Origin of the sequence: Atrimonas thermophila, from assembly GCF_045864955.1 — a bacterium.
In the GTDB taxonomy this organism is placed as follows: domain Bacteria; phylum Atribacterota; class Atribacteria; order Atribacterales; family Thermatribacteraceae; genus Thermatribacter; species Thermatribacter velox.
This window is the reverse complement of the sequence record NZ_AP028803.1, coordinates 719673-736297: the sequence shown is the minus strand read 5'-3', so window position 1 is coordinate 736297 and position 16625 is coordinate 719673. Positions and strand designations below refer to the sequence as shown.

Below are 16625 nucleotides of genomic sequence, written 5' to 3'. Positions count from 1 at the left end.
TGCAATCATTATACACACTTTTGAAATTCCATTTGGTAGAGATCAAGTTATAGTTATAGAAAGTGGGAAATTAGCAAAGCAAGCAGGTGGTGCGGTAACTGTAAGATATGGTGATACTGTAATTTTGGTTACCGCTACTGCTTCTGATCAGCCACGTGAGGCGGTTGATTTTACACCTCTGGTGGTTGATTTTGAAGAGCGATTTTATGCTGCTGGTAAGATACCTGGTGGTTTTATTAAGCGGGAGGGCAAACCCCGTAATACGGCCATCCTGAGTGCCCGGCTCATAGATAGGTCAATCAGGCCTCTTTTTCCGCCGCTTTTTTATAATGATATTCAGGTGGTTACCACCGTTCTGTCGGTAGATGAGCTTCATCCGCCTGAAGTGATTTCCATTATAGGTGCTTCTGTGGCGTTGGGAATATCCGGTATACCCTTTGCAGGACCTCTTGGGGCTTGCCGCTTGGGTATCATTGGAGACGAGATCATTTTAAACCCCACTTTGGAAGAACTCAATGAGAGTCGTCTGGATCTGGTGTTAGCAGCTTCGGATAAGGGAATCACCATGATCGAGGCCGGTGGTAAGGAAGTATCGGAAGAGGAAGTGGTGAAATCCCTGTACAAGGGCTACCAGTTGATTCAGCAAATTATCAAGGAACAGCAAGAAATAATCGAGCGAATTGGTAAACCCAAACAGGAAGTTCAAAAACCCATGCACCTTGAAAGCCTGGAAAGCTGGTTGAGAGAAAAATTCTTGTCTCAGATTCAAACCACGATAAGCATACCCGAAAAGAGTGCACGAGAAAAAGAAATGAAAGAGTTGCTTCAAAAGGCTCTTCAAGAATGCGAAGCTGAATTTGCTACTCTGGAGGGGTTCACTTACGCCTGGGAGAAAGTTGTCAAGGAAGAAATTAATCAGTTGGTTCTGAAAACTGGAAAACGCCAGGATGGTCGAACCCCTAAAGAGATTCGTCCCATTAGCTGTGAAGTCGGTGTTTTACCACGGACGCACGGCTCCGCTTTGTTTACGAGGGGACAAACCCAGGTTCTGGCTATAACCACCTTAGGAGCTACCAGCGAAGAACAAAAAGTAGACGGCTTACAGGAAGAAGAAGCAAAGAGATTCATGCTCCACTACAACTTCCCTCCCTACAGCACTGGAGAAGTGCGTCCCTTGAGGGGTCCGGGACGCCGCGAGATTGGTCATGGTGCTCTTGCAGAGCGGGCATTGGAATGTTTCATTCCCCCCGAGGAAGAATTTCCCTATACCATCAGAGTAGTTTCCGAAGTGCTGGAATCTAATGGCTCTTCTTCAATGGCGACGGTGTGCGGTGGCAGTCTATCTCTAATGGATGCTGGAGTACCCATACGTACTTCCTGTGCGGGGATATCTATTGGGCTCATGTTTGGGGAAAACAATGACTATGTGCTTTTGCGTGATATTTTGGGTTCCGAAGACCATTATGGAGAAATGGATTTTAAGGTAGCTGGAAGCAGGCAGGGCATAACTGCCATTCAACTGGATGTAAAAAATCATGGTTTGCCTGTGGAAATCCTTGCCGAAGCAATTCAGGAAGCTCGGGAAAGTCGCTTCCATATACTGGATATCATGGATTCGGTTTTGTCGAAACCTCGCAGTTCAGTTTCCAAATATGCTCCCAGAATTGCTACTATAACCATTAGCACCGATAAAATCGGTGCGTTGATTGGTCCTGGTGGCAAAGTGATTAAAAAAATAATTGAGGAAACAGGTACTACTATTGACATTAAAGAAGACGGGAGAGTAATCGTCTTTTCCAAGACGGAGGAAGGCAAAGAAAGAGCTATTGAGATGATAAAAGCGGTTACACAGGACGTCGAAGTTGGCAAAATATACCTGGGCAAAGTGACCAAAACCACAGATTTTGGTGCTTTTGTAGAGCTTTTCCCAGGCAGAGAAGGCCTTTGCCATATTTCACAACTTTCCCAGGAACGAATACGCAAAGTTGAGGATTTTGTGAAAGTGGGTGATGATCTCCTGGTCAAAGTCATAGGTATAGATTCTCTGGGGAGAATAACTCTCAGCCACAAAGAAGCACTGGCCAGTAATGCTCCACGCCAGGAAAAAGAACGCAGCAGAAGTTTCAGAAAAAAATAATTTCCTTTTACTTTTATGATTAATCTCAAAGTAAAACTTTTGGTAACTTCTTTTTTAAGCCTGTTTTCAATATATCTTTTTCTGGCCCTCCTTTCTTTAGATGTTGGAATAATGGGCACTTTTATGAAGGATAATCTGCTGAAAGCACTGGGGCTGGGTAGCTATATTGTCCCCTTTTACCTTGGCTACCTGGTGGTTGAGGTGCTTACCTTTTCCCGACCCCGACGTTTTAAAGTCTACAGCAGGTTAACTGCTTTGGCGCTCTGGCTTGTGGTGTTTGTGACCCTTTGTCATCAGAAAAGTGAAGAAACTTCGTTTTTTCTTCCCTCGGGCTCCATGGGCGGCAAGCTGGGGCAGTTGATTTATGACCAAATGGTCTATTACCTTGGGAAAGCAGGAACCTGGCTTTTGCTCATCTCTGTAGCCATCTTGGCCACCTATCTGGTGGGAGAGGGCAGGGTATTTCGAAAGGCATATGCTGGCCTGCGCAACCTGCATCACCGTTTATTCAGAAAGAGCAGGCAGGTTGCAGATATTCACAGAAGGCACCCTACAAAAGAGTTCGTTTTTCAGGGTCGAGAAAAAGATACACCGGAGAATGCAATTTCGGATAGCCCGACCCTGCAGGAAACCTCCCTGCCCGGCTCAATCTTTACAGAAGAAGTGTTTACCTTTACCGAGGAGAGCCCAAAAAGCACCAGTGATTTTGAATCCAGAGTTGCTGGAACTCCTGAAGAAAAGCCAGTTCCTGAGCTTTCGGACCAGGAGATTGGAAAAGGAGAGAAGCGTTTTCTTCTCCGGGCTGGTGCAAAACCCAAGAAAACAACTGAGAACAGCCAGAAAACAGGGTGGACTCTTCCCCCTACCCACCTTCTTGATTACCACCGCAAAGGCAGAGCGAAAGAGAAGAACCTCAAAACGGATATTACCAAAAATATTCTTAAACTGGAACAAACCCTGTCTGAGTTTAGTGTACCTGGAAAAGTGATAAGTGTTCAGGTGGGTCCCACCATAACCAGGTATGAATTTCAACCTGCTCCGGGAATCAAAGTCAATAAAATCGTCAATCTTTCTAACGACATAGCACTTGCCTTTGCTGCTGCAGCAGTGAGGATTGAGGCACCTATACCCGGCAAGGCAGCAGTGGGAATAGAAATACCGAACAGCTACAAGGAAATTGTTTCTCTTCGAGAGCTGGTAGAAAGTAGCCAATTTCAGGACAGCAAGTCTCCCCTGCAAATCGCACTTGGTAAGAGCGTTACTGGAGAGCCTTTAATTTGGGACCTACGGGAAGCTCCCCACCTGCTTATCGCTGGAGCGACAGGTTCCGGTAAAAGCGTATGTATTAATGCCATCTTGATGAGTTTGCTTTTCAGGGCTGATCCCAACCAGTTGCGCATAGCTCTCGTAGATCCTAAACGAGTAGAGCTGTCCATATACCAGGGCTTACCCCATCTTTGTGCTCCAGTGATTTCTGAAGTACGGAAAACGGTTAAGTTCTTAAAGTGGCTGTGTCGGGAAATGGAACAACGCTATGATATGCTTTCCGATCTTTCAGTACGCAACATTGAAGAATACAATTATCTTGTTAGTGAAGAGGAAAAATTACCCTATGTGGTAATTGTAATTGATGAGCTGGCTGATTTGATGATGACCGCTTCGTCTGAAGTGGAAACCTCTATATGCAGATTGGCCCAGATGGCGAGAGCTGTAGGTATGCACCTGGTAGTAGCGACTCAGAGGCCATCTGTAGACGTGATAACAGGTCTCATAAAAGCAAATTTTCCCTCGAGACTGGCTTTTGCAGTGTCCTCTCAGGCAGATTCTAAAACCATACTTGATGGGTCAGGAGCGGAGAAACTGCTGGGAAACGGTGACTTCCTGTTTTCACCAGTGGGGGCCAACAAGCCCATCCGGGGACAGGGAAGCTTTGTTTCCACTCGTGAAGCTAAAAGAGTTATCGAACACTGGCTTGTCCAGAAAGAGCAAGGCAAAATTTTTTACTCTTTTAACTTTAACCCTCGAGAAGAAATAGTGGAGGAAGGTTCAGAAGAAGACGAACTGTATCAAGAAGCGGTGAAAGTAGTTGTTGAGGCAGGAAGAGCCTCAACGTCTCTTTTGCAGAGAAGACTGAGAATTGGATTCAACAGGGCAGCCAGAATGATAGAAAGAATGGAAAGAGAAGGTATAGTAGGTCCTTATGAAGGGAGCAAATCCAGAAAGGTAATAATTGGGAAAAAGGGTGGCTATAATGCCTGACCGAGAAAACAATCTGGGTATTGGAGCAACCCTGCGGAGCAAAAGGGAAGAAAAGGGCATCACCCTTGAAGAAGCACAGGAAAGCACTTTCATTCTTAAAAGATACCTGGAAGCCATAGAAGAAGAGAAATGGGACGAATTACCTGGAAAAGCTTACACCATTGGCTACCTCAAAACCTATTGTCGCTTTCTGGGTCTTAACCCAGAACCTATTATTGCTTCTTTTAAAGAGAGAGAAAAAAGCGAAAGGAAAACTCACCAGGATTTTCAGAAGAAACCCAGATCAGGCGTTGCAAGCTCGAAAAAAATGCAAATGGTGCGCACCTTTCTGTTTGTCTGTGTTGCGGCAGCCTTAGCACTGGGGGTCATACTTGTATTTTACCATTACAACTCCACAATGCTACCTGATAAATCTACTACTGTAGCGCTTCAGAACGTTGGAGACAACACAGCAGATAATCAAAACTTTGAGACGGAAGCAGAAACCACCATAGAAGAAAGCTCTTCTCCGCCGGAACCTCCGGTGCTTTCCATCACTCTTTTACCTGAAGACCTGGCCTGGGTAGAGGTGGAATCTGAGGGGAAAACGATTTTTCAGGGAATACTCATTCCTGGTAAAAGATACCTTTTGCGTAGCGTTACTCCCATAACAATTGCCGGCCGAGAAGGCAATCGGGTAAAATTTGTGGACCAGTCTGGCAACGAAGGATATCTCGCTGAAAACTCGGGAGAGTTTGCACGGAGTTTTACTCCATGAAGAAAGTGGCCCTTGTTTCTCTGGGTTGCGATAAAAACCTGGTGGATTCCGAAGTAATCCTGGGCAAACTTCTGACTCGGGAGCCATGCGCTCTGGTGTCTCCTGAAGAGGCAGAAGTTGTTATCCTGAATACCTGCGCTTTCATTGAGGAAGCCTGCCAAGAAAGTGAAGCATGGATAAGGAAAATTGTAGGGCTTAAGAAGAAACATCGAGCTAAGAAAATCGTTGTTGCTGGTTGCTACGTTCAGCGTTTTCGGGACAGTGTGGTTTCTCTTTACCCAGAAGTAGATCTTTGGGTAGGGGTGAATGACTTTCCAGATTTGCCGTATCTGCTTGACAGAGTGCTTCCCAAAAAGGTTGTTGCCGACAGTCCTTTTTATCTCTATGACCATACTACGGAGAGAGTGATTTCCGGACCTCCTTATCTGGGCTTTTTAAAAATAGCTGAAGGGTGTAACAATCGCTGTAGTTTTTGCGTGATTCCTGCCATCCGGGGACCACTGCGTAGTAGAAGCATTGACTCCATTGTTAGAGAAGTTGAGAATTTTCTGGAAATGGGAGTAAAGGAAATCATTCTGATTGCTCAGGATACCGCTTCATACGGTGTTGACCTTTACGGAAAAAGAGCTTTGCCAGATCTTTTAAAAACTCTTGATCAGCTCCTTTCTTCAGAGCATTGGTTAAGAGTACTTTATTTTTCCCCTCAGGGTCTTAGCGAGGAGTTTCTTGAGGTATTTGCAAATAGTAAGAGAGTAGTCAAATATCTGGACATTCCTCTGCAACACGTAGATCCGGATATCCTTGTCAAAATGAATCGTCCAGCACATATTGAAAAGACCTTTTATTTTCTGAGGACCATGCGCAAGAGCATACCTCAATTGTTTTTAAGGACCACCTTTATGGTTGGTTTCCCAGGTGAAAGTGAGTCATCTTTCCAGAAAATACTCCTGGCCATGGAGGAACTTTCCTTTGAAAGGGCAGGGGTGTTTGCTTACTCTGAGCAGGAAGGAACTCCTGCATCCAGATTGTTTCCCAAGGTACCAGCCTCTTTGAAGACTCAAAGGTTGAAAGCCGTCAGGAAAAAACAGGAAGAAATTATGAGGAAACGCCACCGGGCTCTGGTTGGAAGCACTGTCGAAGTCATTGTTGAAAAAGGCCCTCTTTGGGAGAACAATGGTTCTTCCAGGATGCTTTACTACCTGGGAAGAAGCTATGGAGATGCACCTGATGTGGACTGTGAGGTAAAGATCCAAACCAGAAACAAACACCTTAAACCGGGAACTATTGGCACTATGAGAGTTACTGCTGGCAAAACTTATCTTTTGGAGGGTGTGCTTTGAGAGCGGCTATTCTTTGCATAGGAACCGAATTGAGCACCAACCTGGTTAAAGACAGCAATGCAGAATTTTTGAGGAACAAACTTTTGGACAAAGGAATTCTAACTGAATACACTATGTTTGTGCCTGATGATAAAGAAGCTATTATTCAGGCCTTACGCTTTCTGATCCAGAAAGAGGAGCTACGACTCGTGGTTGTCAGTGGTGGTCTGGGTCCCACCGAAGATGACATTACTCGTGAAGCAGTAGCTGAAACCTTGAAGAGGGAACTGGTTTTTTTGCCTCAAGCCTGGGAAGAAATCAGAAAAATATATTTTAGCATTAGGAAAAAAGAGCCTTCAGAAAACAACAAAAAGCAGGCTTTGATACCGCAAGGAGCGTTAATGCTTCAAAACAGAGTTGGCACTGCTCCAGGTTTTTTAATCCAGGAAGGCGATAAAAAAATATTTGTCATTCCAGGAGTTCCTCAAGAAGTAGAATTTTTCTGGCACTACATAGATGAGCAAATCAGCAATCCTCAACCCAGCTTTTTTAAAACTGAGACCCTGAAGCTCTGCGCCATAGGAGAATCGGAGCTGGCCAGCCAGCTTCAGGACTTTCTTGTAGACTTGCCTTCAGGGATTAGTCCAGCTTTTATACCCCGTTCTGGAGAAATCTGGTTCTATCTGTATGCCTTCAGAAATCCTCTGCCAGAGGAAAACCAGAAAGTTCAACAAATACTGGAGAGCATAAAACAGCGTTTCAAAGACCGGCTTTTTTCGACTTACGCGGATACTCTGGAGGAAGCAGTGGGTCAGCTTTTGCGTGAGCACCGGCTCACCATAGCCACTGCAGAGTCCTGTACCGGGGGCTTGCTGGCTAATCGCATAACCAACGTGCCTGGTAGTTCCACCTATTTTAAGCGGGGGTACGTAGTGTACAGCAATCAATCCAAAGCAGACGACCTGAATGTTCCACTTGCGGTGATACACCGCCATGGTGCGGTGAGTGAAGAAGTGGCTTCTTTACTTGCTCAAAACGTTGCTCAAAGAGCTGGAAGCGATATTGGCGTGGGGATAACCGGTATTGCCGGACCCGGTGGGGGTTCTGAACTCAAACCCGTGGGTTTGGTATATATAGGAATTTCTTGGGGGAAACATCTGGAAGTTCACCGCTATCAGTTCCACGGAGCGAGGACAACCATAAAATTCCGGACCACCCAGGAAGCGCTCTCCCAGCTTTTTCTCCTTCTTTCCAAGAGGTGCTTAGACAATGGAGAATGAGGTAAACCTGAGATGCTTTATTGCCCTGGACCTTGAAGAGGAAGCGAAAGAAGCGATAGCAAGATTCATTGGGAATGCCAAGACTTCCTTCCCAGAAGCAAAATGGGTTAACCCACAGCAGGTGCACCTTACTTTACGTTTCTTTGGAGCTATGAATAGTAGTTGGCTTCCCCTTATATCCAGTATTACTGAACGGATAGCTGCTTCCTTCCCCAAAATACCAGCGTTTATCAGCAAAATCGGGGTTTTCCCAGAGCCGAGAAGAGCACGGGTCATCTGGATGGGTTTTGATGCCCTGGCAGAAGACAGAATTAAGCAACTGGCTGAGGAGTTGAATCATCAACTATGGGAAGTACTCAAAATTGAAGCAGAAGAAAAAGCCTTTGTCCCCCATTTAACCATAGCCCGACTCCGTAAGCCGAAAAGAGTAGAATTAGAAAACCTTCGCTTACCAGGGAAGATAACTACCAACCTTTATCGAATAACCTTATACAAGAGTACCCTAACCCCTCGTGGTCCTATTTATAGTGAATTAAGTTTCTATCCGCTAAAGAGGTGATAGGAAATTGAGCGAACGCGATGAAATGATTAAACAGGCTATAAGCAATCTGGAGAGAAAATATGGTAAAGGAGTGGTCATGCCTTTTGGCAAGGGTTTGGCAATCAGCGATGTAGAAGTAATTAAAACTGGGTCCATTTTGCTAAACATAGCTCTTGGAGTAGGTGGTTTGCCTCGGGGCAGGATAATTGAGATCTTTGGCCCTGAAGCTTCTGGAAAGACAACACTTGCCCTGCATGCCATAGCTGAGGCACAAAAAAAAGGAGGCCTTGCAGTTTTTGTGGATGCAGAACATGCTCTGGATCCTACTTATGCTCAGAAAATTGGTGTACAGACCGACAAACTTCTTCTGGCCCAACCCACTACCGCGGAAGAGGCCATTGATATCGTCGATGCGCTTACTCGAAGCGGAGGCATTGACATTATTGTTCTTGACTCAGTAGCTGCCCTGGTACCTAAGGCGGAACTTGATGGTGGCATTGATGAAGCGAGTATCGGGCTCCAAGCGCGCATGATGTCCCAGGCTTTGCGAATTATAACCGGCTATATCAGCAAGACCAAAACAGTGGTGGTTTTTGTTAACCAGTTGCGTGAAAAAATAAGGATGGGTTTTGGATACGGGCCTACCGAAACCACTCCTGGAGGCAGAGCCTTGAAATTTTACGCCAGTATAAGGATAGATGTTCGTAGAAAAGCTTACATTAATCAGGGCAATGAAACCATTGGTGCACAAACTGTGGTAAAAGTCGTTAAGAACAAATTAGCTCCACCTTTCAAATCGGCTGAAATAGACCTCTTTTATGGAGAGGGCATATCCAGAGAATCAGAGATATTTGCCTTAGGGGAACGAGCTAAGGTTATCAAAAAATCCGGAAGCTGGTACTCTTTTGAGGATTACCGCTTGGGGCAGGGTAGAGAGAATGCTCGCCAGTTTTTGAAGGAAAACCCGGAAGTGGCTGAGAAAATCCTGTATCAGTCTTTAAACGAACTCGGAATTGACCCTCGTATTGCTTTGAATGAAACCGAGGATAGTAAAGAAACCGATGAAGTCAAAAAAGAATCCTGATCCGCTCAAAAAAAGCTTACTGCTTTTGTCTCGAAAGATGTTCACCGAGAAACAATTGCGAGACAGATTGCAAAAGGAAAATCTGGACTGGCAGAAGATAGAAGAAGCGATTGAAAAGCTAAAAGTGTGGGGCTATCTTGATGACCGGAAATATCTGGAAGAGTATCTGAGGAGCAAAAGAGGTGCTACTTCCTGGGGATACTGGAAAATAAGGGAAAAATTAAAGGAAAAAGGATTACCGGAGGAACTCATTGAGCTATTGCGGGAGCTCTACCCCTTGGAAGAAGAAATTCAGGATGCGAAACGTCTGCTGGAAAACTGGGTGACCACTCCACGTGGAGCTGACCAGGCTCGATTACTAAGGAAACTGGCAGCTAAGGGATTTAGTCATGAGGCCATTCAAGAAGCCTGGCGACGCTATCAGGAAGATTTGTCACTTCCTTGACTTCAGTTGGCCAGGCCATTAGAATTATTTTCACAACACTTTCTGCGTACATTGAAAAGTGAATAAGGGGTGAACACAATCATGTTTTTGGCATATATATTGTTAGGAATTGCGGTAGGAACCATAGCGGGAATGTATATTAAAACCTTGCACGTCAAAATCCTCGAACAGAAGGCTTCCAGGTGCGCACAGGAAATTCTTGAGGCAGCGCACAAAGAGGCAGAAAACATCAAAAAAGAGACTTTACTCGCTGCTAAAGAGGAAATTTTAAGAGAAAAGCAATCGCTGGAAGAGGAAATACAGCGCAAGCGTCGGGAACTTCAGAACTTTGAGAGTCGCCTCTTGCGCAGAGAAGAAAATCTGGAACGCAAAATGGAACAATTGGAGAAGAAAGAAAACCAGCTAAACGAGCTTTTGATGGAAACTGAAAGAATCAAGCAGGAGACCGAAAAGCTCAAGGAGAAAGAGATGCAGGAACTACACCGCATTGCCAATCTTTCCTGGGAAGAAGCGCGTCAGGAGGTGCTAACCAGGGTTGAAAAGACTCTGGAACATGAAGTTGGTTTGAAAATAAAAGAAGCAGAAGAACAGGCTAAGAAGGAATCAGAAAGAATTGCGCGAGAGATTGTTACTCAAGCCATTCAACGCTATGCAGCCGATTTTACTGCTGAAAATACTGTTTCCGTGGTAACTCTTCCCAGCGATGAAATGAAAGGCAGGATTATTGGTAGGGAAGGACGGAACATTCGCACTTTTGAGATGATAACCGGTGTAGATTTGATCATTGATGATACACCTGAAGCAGTTATTATTTCCTGTTTTGATCCCATTCGCAGGGAAATTGCCCGGATAGCATTGGAAAAACTCATTCTGGACGGCAGAATCCACCCCGCCCGGATTGAAGAGCTGGTTGAGAAGGCGAGAATACAGGTTGAGGAAAAGATGCTTCAGGAAGGAGAGCAAGCACTGTTTGATACGGGCATTAAGAACGTACACCCAGAAATAGTGAAACTCCTTGGCAAGCTGTATTTTCGTACCAGTTATGGACAAAATGTACTGCAACACTCTAAGGAAGTGGCCCATCTCGCTGCTTTGATGGCAGCTGAACTGGGAGTGAGGGTAAATATTGCCAAAAGAGCAGGTCTTTTACACGATATTGGCAAAGCTCTGGACCACGAAGTTGACGGTCCCCATGCTTTTATAGGTGCGGATGTGGCTCGGCGCTATGGAGAAAAGGAAGAGATCATTAACGCTATAGAATCTCACCATGGTGAAGCAGAACCCGGAAGCATTGAAGCGGTGCTGGTGCAAGCTGCAGATGCCATTTCCGCATCCAGACCTGGTGCAAGACGTGAGAGTCTCGAGGTGTATATCAAGAGATTGGAACAACTGGAAAAGATAGCCAGTTCTTTTGAAGGAGTTGAGAAATCTTACGCCATACAGGCAGGAAGAGAAGTGCGCATTATTGTGAAACCAGAAAAGTTGAACGATGCGCAGGCAGCCAAATTAGCTTATGAAGTGGTGAAAAGGATAGAGAAAGAACTTGAATACCCAGGACAGATTAAGGTTACAGTAATCAGAGAAACTCGAGCTGTAGAATATGCCAAATAAAGAGGGATATCTATGCGTTTTTTAATAGTTGGTGATATAATTGGCAAACCTGGGAGGAACATATTACACAAAAAACTTCCTGAAATGAGAGAAGCACTGGCAATTGACGCTGTGATAGTCAATGGAGAAAACGCTGCTGGGGGTATGGGGATAACCCCTGAAGTTTGCGAAGAAATCCTCAGCTACGGAGTGGAGGTCATTACTTCTGGTAATCATATATGGGATAAAAAAGAAATTAGCGCTTACATCGATAACCAGGAAAGACTGCTCAGACCGCTTAACTACCCCCCGGGAGTTCCTGGAAGGGGTTCAATCGTTCTGGAAACTCGGGGCGTCAAGTGGGCAGTTATTAATTTGAGTGGCAGGGTCTTTATGTCGGCTCTGGATTGTCCTTTTCGCACTGTAAAGCGCGAAGTAGAGACCCTGCGCCAAATTACAAATATCATTTTGGTGGATTTTCATGCTGAGGCTTCTTCCGAGAAAATAGCTATGGGCTGGTTCCTTGACGGTTGGGTTTCCTGCGTGTTTGGTACCCACACCCATGTGGCTACTGCTGATGAGCGCATTTTGCCTAAGGGAACGGGGTATATTACTGATATTGGTATGACGGGTTCCAGAGAGTCGGTTATTGGGATAGAGATAGAGCAGGTATTAAGCAGGTTCTTAACTGCTTTGCCTACCAAATTCAAAGTTGCTAAAAATGATGTAGTGTTAAACGGTATCGTGGTTGAAGTAGATGATTCTACCGGAAAAACTACGGAAATTAGTCGTGTATCAGTAAAATGACCTACCAGCTTTTGATCAAATGGTTAGAAAAATAAAAACCATAACACAGGGGGGAATACAACATGGATGTTTTAAAAGTCTCTTCCAAGTCCAACCCAAACGCAGTAGCAGGTGCTCTGGCTGGGGCAATACGTGAAAAGGGAATTGCTGAACTCCAAGCCGTCGGTGCTGGTGCAGTAAATCAGGCAATCAAAGCGATTGCCATTGCGCGAGGCTATGTGGCACCAAGTGGCATTGATTTGGTTTGTATTCCAGCATTTACTGATATTACCATTGATGGAGAGGAAAGAACAGCGATTAAGCTAATAGTCAAACCCCGCAGCAGTTGAATGTAAAACTGGATAGTCAGAGTACGAGCCTGTGCCAGAGCGCACAGGCTCGTAAGGAATAAAAATCGAGATTGATAGTTATTGTAGCGTTGGGTGATGTTTTTTTGAGTTCTCCTCGTTTGTGCTTTAAGGTCATTACCTTTGGTTGCCAGATGAATCAAAGCAGGTCGGAACACATTGAATATCTCCTAAAAGAGGCAGGTTTTAGAGCCTGTCTTGAGGGAGAGGAACCGGATATTGTTGTTTTCAACACCTGTGCGGTTAGAGAGCACGCCAAGAACCGGGCAGTGAGCATTATAGGGCAATTTGCAAGCCAAAAAAGGAAGGATGGATTTCCCATTATCCTGGTCTGCGGCTGCATGAGCCAGATTTACCAGGAAGAGCTGTTGCATCATGTTCCCAATATCGACGTGCTTCTGGGCACTCACAACCTGGAAGAAGTTCCCTTCTTGATTCAGGAAAGGCTTAAGGAACAAAAAGACCCTCAACCGCGGCTTGCCTTCCGGTCAAAGCCTGAAAGACAATTTCTGGAAACGGGATATTCTCGAAAGCCGGGAATATCAGCCTTTCTACCCATTACCTATGGATGTAACAACTTTTGCAGTTATTGTGTGGTTCCTTATGCCACTGGGCCTCAACGAAGTAAACCAATGGAACTCATCCTTGAGGAGCTTCAAAAAATACTGGAGGAAGGCTTCAAAGAAGTGACCTTGCTGGGTCAAAACGTTAACAGCTATGGCGAGGACCTGGGCTTAAAGTGGGGGTTCGAAAAGCTTCTGGAGAATATAGAAAAGCTGGTTGAGGAGAAACCTTCCCGAGCCTGGATTCGTTTTATCACCTCTCACCCCAAAGATATGCGGGAAAGTATTGTTGATCTGGTCAAAGAAAGTAAAGTATTGTGTCCTTATTTTCATCTTCCTATACAAGCGGGATCGAATAAAATACTGGAGCTAATGAACAGGGGATATACTAAGGAACGATATCTGGAAATTGCTTCCTATATTAGAGATACCATACCTGACGCCAGCATTGGTACCGACATCATCGTTGGGTTTCCGGAAGAAACGGAGGCGGATTTTCGGCAAACTCTGGAAGTGGTTGAAAAAGTCCAGTTTGAGATTGCGTATACCTTTGCATATTCGCCAAGACCCAAAACTCGAGCTTCGTCAATGGCCGACAGTGTTCCACCCCAAGAGAAAAAGAGGAGACTTCTTGAGCTAAATCAACTGGTGCGCGAAGTGTACCAGAAAAGAGTGGAAAAGTTACGCGGTAAAACGGTTGCCTTATTAGTAGATAAGCAGGAAAAGACTTTCTCCGGTAGAACACCCTCCAACCTTAGAGTGTTTGTCGAAAGCGGCGTGAAAGACAGTCTAAAACCTGGAGATATGTTGCTGGTTAAAATCACCGAAATACGTGATGGCAAAATCTTTGCTGAAAAAGCCTGAACAGATACCCTGGATTTGTATTGTGGGGCCCACTGCTTCAGGCAAAACGGAGCTTTCTCTTCGCATAGCTGAAAGGCTGGAAAAGATAGAGCTTATTTATGCTGACTCCATGGCGGTATATAAATACCTGGATGTTGGCACTGCCAAGCCGGAGCCAGAAGAGAGGGCCAAAGTTCCTCACCACCTGATAGACTTTCTGGAACCAGACAAAAAGTGGAGTGCTTTTGACTTTCAAAAAAGCGCTTCCGCCTTGCACAGAGAAATCCTTTCCCGGGGAAGGATCCCTGTTGTGGTTGGAGGAACTCCCTTCTATCTCAGTACACTCAAGAATGAGGCATCACTACCGCATGTTGCTCCTGATTCGAGAATACGTGTTATCTTGGACCAAATGAGTGCACCCCACCTTTTTGCTCTTTTACGAGAAGTCGACCCGCAGCGCGCCCAGAAAATAGGAAAAACCGATAAAAAGAGGTTAATGCGAGCGCTGGAGATATTTATCACTACAGGTAGAGTGCCTTCTTCATTTCTTAAAAGGAGAAAAAGGGGCAGCGGGAAGCAATTGATGATGGTTGGGATTAAACTTGATAAGAACATCGTCAAAAAGAGGATTCGGGAGAGAATTGAAAAGATGTTTTCAGAAGGTTTGGTAGAAGAAACTCATCGGGTGCTGAGCATGGGTTATCCCCCAGAGGCGCCAGCTCTGAACAACTTCACTTACAGACCTGTTGTTGCACTTCTTCAGGGCAAAATTAACACCAGAGAAGCCTTCCAAAAAATTGAAGAGGGCACTCTGTCGCTCTTAAAAAGACAACTAACCTGGTTTCGCAAAGAACCCATCTTATGGTTAGAAAAGGACGAAGCGCTTGCTTACCTTGTAGAATACCTCAAAAATATCTTACGGGAGGTGGAAAATCTTGAATCACGATGAGAGGACCAACCAGGAAAAACAGGTTCCTCAAGAACCTGGAAAAATAAAAGACCTCGTTTACTATTTCTTAAATCTTCTTTCAGCAAAGGCCTGGCAGTACTTAGGTTTGATAGTACATCCGGAAACCGGTCAAATCCTGGTGGACCTTGAAGAAGCGAGAAAAGCCATAGACCTTTATTCGGTTATTCTTGGAGAAATCAAGAAGGATCTTTCTCGTGAGGAAAATCGAGAACTCGAAGCTCATCTTGCGAATTTGCAGTTGAATTTTATCGAGAAAATGAAAGAAATTGCCGAGAGTTAGAAAGAATGCGGTTTAGGAGAAAAATCCGAAGGTTGATTCCTGTGGAATAAAATTTTACATAATATATATTATGGGAACTAAAATGCCGAGCCTCGCTGACGATAAAAGGTTAAACAGCTGCTTTTTTCTCAATATAATCCTTGCTCTCTCTGCGTACTACACAGTGCATCCTTATCTTTTCCCCGTTTTTCACGCTTTCCACCGACTCTACGTAGCCAAAGCGGTAGATTTCACGCTGTAGTTCCTGTACCTGGGCAGGATAAATCTCGAGAGTAAGTTTTACCATTTTTTTAGAGAGCAAAGCCGCAATTTCCTTACGCAGATTTTCGATCCCGATTTTTTTCTTAGCAGAAACAAAAACACAGGAAGAAGCCGTCTCCAAAAAATCTCGTTCTAGGTTAGGTATTTGTCCAGAGATTAAATCCACTTTGTTAAGAACCAGAATCTTGGGATGGTTTCCAACTCCGATTTCATGAAGCGTTTGATTGATAACCTGGAAATGTGTCCGGTACTGAGGATCAGTGATGTCCAGGACTTCAAGAATAAGGTCCGCCTCCTTGATCTCCAAAAGCGTGCTTTTGAAAGCATCTCGAATTGTGGGAGGCATTTCTCTGATAAACCCCACTGTATCGCTGAAAATTACCTTACCGACACCCGGCAAAAAACTCTCCCGCGAAACAGTATCCAGCGTTACAAACATTTGGTCTTGAACAGCAACTGCAGCATCGGTGATGGTGTTAAGAAGCGTTGACTTTCCCGCGTTAGTGTAACCAACTATGGCAACAACTGGTACTTTGTTTTCATTACGCAATTTTTTCTGGACTTTCCTCTGTTTTTCAAGTTGTTCCAGACGCTGGGCAAGAAAAGCGATTTTCCTCTTAATAGCTCTCCGTTCAACCTCTATTTTTTGCTCTCCCGGTCCCCTGGTACCGATACCTCCACCAGTTCGGGAAAGAACATGACCTTTGCCAGGTAATCTGGAGAGCTCAAAGCGTAAGCGAGCCAATTCGACACGTATCTTACCTTCGTGGGTTTTAGCTCTTTCAGCAAATATTTCGTGAATAACCTCACTCTTAGTGAGAACTCGCCTTTGCCACTCATTCTCGAGATTGCGTTGCTGGGAAGGAGTGATTTCAGTGCTGAGGATGACAAATCCAACTTCTGGCAAATTTTCCAACCGTCGTTTGATTTCTTCGACTTTGCCCCGACTTAGATAATAACGATAAAAAGGGTTTCTAACCGTACACTCAAAAACCTCAGATACCCAAAAACCGGCACTTTTGGCTATCTCCTTTATTTCTGCCACCAGCACTTCCTCAGAAAAAGCACGAGAGGAAGCATCGCGAACCACCACAATCGCGCTTTTGCGTGAGTTGAAGTGTTCATAATCCTTCATAGCCCTT

At 44.8% G+C, this 16625-nt stretch carries 15 protein-coding genes; 14 read left to right on the top strand and 1 reads right to left on the bottom strand.

From position 1 onward, the window contains the following. Positions 1-10: 10 nt before the first annotated feature. The 14 genes from pnp (at position 11) to ACKTT1_RS03875 (ending at position 15222) form a co-directional block, all read left to right on the top strand. Entirely contained in the window at positions 11-2137 is a 2127-nt protein-coding gene (gene pnp, locus ACKTT1_RS03940; RefSeq protein WP_412710547.1) for a polyribonucleotide nucleotidyltransferase, read from the top strand. Between the two features lie 15 nt (positions 2138-2152). Beyond that, positions 2153-4396 carry a DNA translocase FtsK 4TM domain-containing protein gene (locus tag ACKTT1_RS03935; RefSeq protein ID WP_412710267.1) on the top strand — a complete coding sequence of 748 codons (2244 nt, stop codon included), beginning with the start codon at positions 2153-2155 and terminating at the stop codon, positions 4394-4396. Continuing rightward, the gene (locus tag ACKTT1_RS03930) at positions 4389-5153 is read left to right on the top strand and encodes a helix-turn-helix domain-containing protein (protein ID WP_412710266.1); all 765 of its coding nucleotides are present in this window, start codon (positions 4389-4391) and stop codon (positions 5151-5153) included. Before ACKTT1_RS03935 ends, ACKTT1_RS03930 begins: the two co-directional genes overlap by 8 nt. Continuing rightward, positions 5150-6493, top strand: coding sequence for a 30S ribosomal protein S12 methylthiotransferase RimO (gene rimO / locus ACKTT1_RS03925; RefSeq protein WP_412710265.1), 1344 nt, complete (start codon positions 5150-5152; stop codon positions 6491-6493). Before ACKTT1_RS03930 ends, rimO begins: the two co-directional genes overlap by 4 nt. After that, positions 6490-7752, top strand: coding sequence for a competence/damage-inducible protein A (locus ACKTT1_RS03920; RefSeq protein ID WP_412710264.1), 1263 nt, complete (start codon positions 6490-6492; stop codon positions 7750-7752). Before rimO ends, ACKTT1_RS03920 begins: the two co-directional genes overlap by 4 nt. Beyond that, positions 7742-8311 carry an RNA 2',3'-cyclic phosphodiesterase gene (gene thpR, locus ACKTT1_RS03915; RefSeq protein WP_412710263.1) on the top strand — a complete coding sequence of 190 codons (570 nt, stop codon included), beginning with the start codon at positions 7742-7744 and terminating at the stop codon, positions 8309-8311. Before ACKTT1_RS03920 ends, thpR begins: the two co-directional genes overlap by 11 nt. Positions 8312-8318: 7 nt before the next feature. Continuing rightward, complete coding sequence (gene recA / locus ACKTT1_RS03910; protein WP_369017440.1) at positions 8319-9377, top strand: recombinase RecA; 1059 nt, start codon at positions 8319-8321, stop codon at positions 9375-9377. Further along, positions 9355-9822 carry a regulatory protein RecX gene (locus ACKTT1_RS03905; RefSeq protein ID WP_412710262.1) on the top strand — a complete coding sequence of 156 codons (468 nt, stop codon included), beginning with the start codon at positions 9355-9357 and terminating at the stop codon, positions 9820-9822. Before recA ends, ACKTT1_RS03905 begins: the two co-directional genes overlap by 23 nt. Before the next feature lie 81 nt (positions 9823-9903). Continuing rightward, complete coding sequence (gene rny / locus ACKTT1_RS03900; RefSeq protein WP_412710261.1) at positions 9904-11433, top strand: ribonuclease Y; 1530 nt, start codon at positions 9904-9906, stop codon at positions 11431-11433. A gap of 12 nt (positions 11434-11445) precedes the next feature. Further along, positions 11446-12219, top strand: coding sequence for a TIGR00282 family metallophosphoesterase (locus tag ACKTT1_RS03895; protein WP_412710260.1), 774 nt, complete (start codon positions 11446-11448; stop codon positions 12217-12219). Between the two features lie 62 nt (positions 12220-12281). After that, positions 12282-12548: a stage V sporulation protein S gene (locus ACKTT1_RS03890; RefSeq protein WP_412710259.1), complete on the top strand. Its 267-nt coding sequence runs from the start codon at positions 12282-12284 to the stop codon at positions 12546-12548. Positions 12549-12619: 71 nt separating this feature from the next. Then, positions 12620-13993 carry a tRNA (N6-isopentenyl adenosine(37)-C2)-methylthiotransferase MiaB gene (gene miaB / locus ACKTT1_RS03885; protein ID WP_412710258.1) on the top strand — a complete coding sequence of 458 codons (1374 nt, stop codon included), beginning with the start codon at positions 12620-12622 and terminating at the stop codon, positions 13991-13993. Next, positions 13965-14921 (top strand): tRNA (adenosine(37)-N6)-dimethylallyltransferase MiaA, encoded by a 957-nt coding sequence (gene miaA, locus ACKTT1_RS03880; RefSeq protein WP_412710257.1) that lies wholly within the window; start codon positions 13965-13967, stop codon positions 14919-14921. The genes miaB and miaA overlap by 29 nt, the downstream gene beginning before the upstream one ends. After that, on the top strand, positions 14908-15222 hold the full coding sequence (locus ACKTT1_RS03875; RefSeq protein ID WP_412710256.1) for a DUF1844 domain-containing protein: 315 nt from the start codon (positions 14908-14910) through the stop codon (positions 15220-15222). Before miaA ends, ACKTT1_RS03875 begins: the two co-directional genes overlap by 14 nt. A gap of 109 nt (positions 15223-15331) precedes the next feature. Here ACKTT1_RS03875 and hflX read toward each other — a convergent pair whose 3' ends face one another. After that, positions 15332-16618: a GTPase HflX gene (gene hflX, locus ACKTT1_RS03870; protein WP_412710255.1), complete on the bottom strand. Its 1287-nt coding sequence runs from the start codon at positions 16616-16618 to the stop codon at positions 15332-15334. Between the last annotated feature and the right edge of the window lie 7 nt (positions 16619-16625).

What these genes read in the sequence shown, in the direction of transcription:
- ACKTT1_RS03895 (WP_412710260.1), top strand. Translation starts at nt 11,446, where the DNA reads ATGCGTTTTTTAATAGTTGGTGATATAATTGGCAAACCTGGGAGGAAC.
- thpR (WP_412710263.1), top strand. Translation starts at nt 7,742, where the DNA reads ATGGAGAATGAGGTAAACCTGAGATGCTTTATTGCCCTGGACCTTGAA.
- ACKTT1_RS03905 (WP_412710262.1), top strand. Translation starts at nt 9,355, where the DNA reads ATGAAGTCAAAAAAGAATCCTGATCCGCTCAAAAAAAGCTTACTGCTT.
- hflX (WP_412710255.1), bottom strand. Translation starts at nt 16,618, where the DNA reads ATGAAGGATTATGAACACTTCAACTCACGCAAAAGCGCGATTGTGGTG.
- rimO (WP_412710265.1), top strand. Translation starts at nt 5,150, where the DNA reads ATGAAGAAAGTGGCCCTTGTTTCTCTGGGTTGCGATAAAAACCTGGTG.
- ACKTT1_RS03935 (WP_412710267.1), top strand. Translation starts at nt 2,153, where the DNA reads ATGATTAATCTCAAAGTAAAACTTTTGGTAACTTCTTTTTTAAGCCTG.
- ACKTT1_RS03890 (WP_412710259.1), top strand. Translation starts at nt 12,282, where the DNA reads ATGGATGTTTTAAAAGTCTCTTCCAAGTCCAACCCAAACGCAGTAGCA.
- rny (WP_412710261.1), top strand. Translation starts at nt 9,904, where the DNA reads ATGTTTTTGGCATATATATTGTTAGGAATTGCGGTAGGAACCATAGCG.
- ACKTT1_RS03930 (WP_412710266.1), top strand. Translation starts at nt 4,389, where the DNA reads ATGCCTGACCGAGAAAACAATCTGGGTATTGGAGCAACCCTGCGGAGC.
- miaA (WP_412710257.1), top strand. Translation starts at nt 13,965, where the DNA reads ATGGCAAAATCTTTGCTGAAAAAGCCTGAACAGATACCCTGGATTTGT.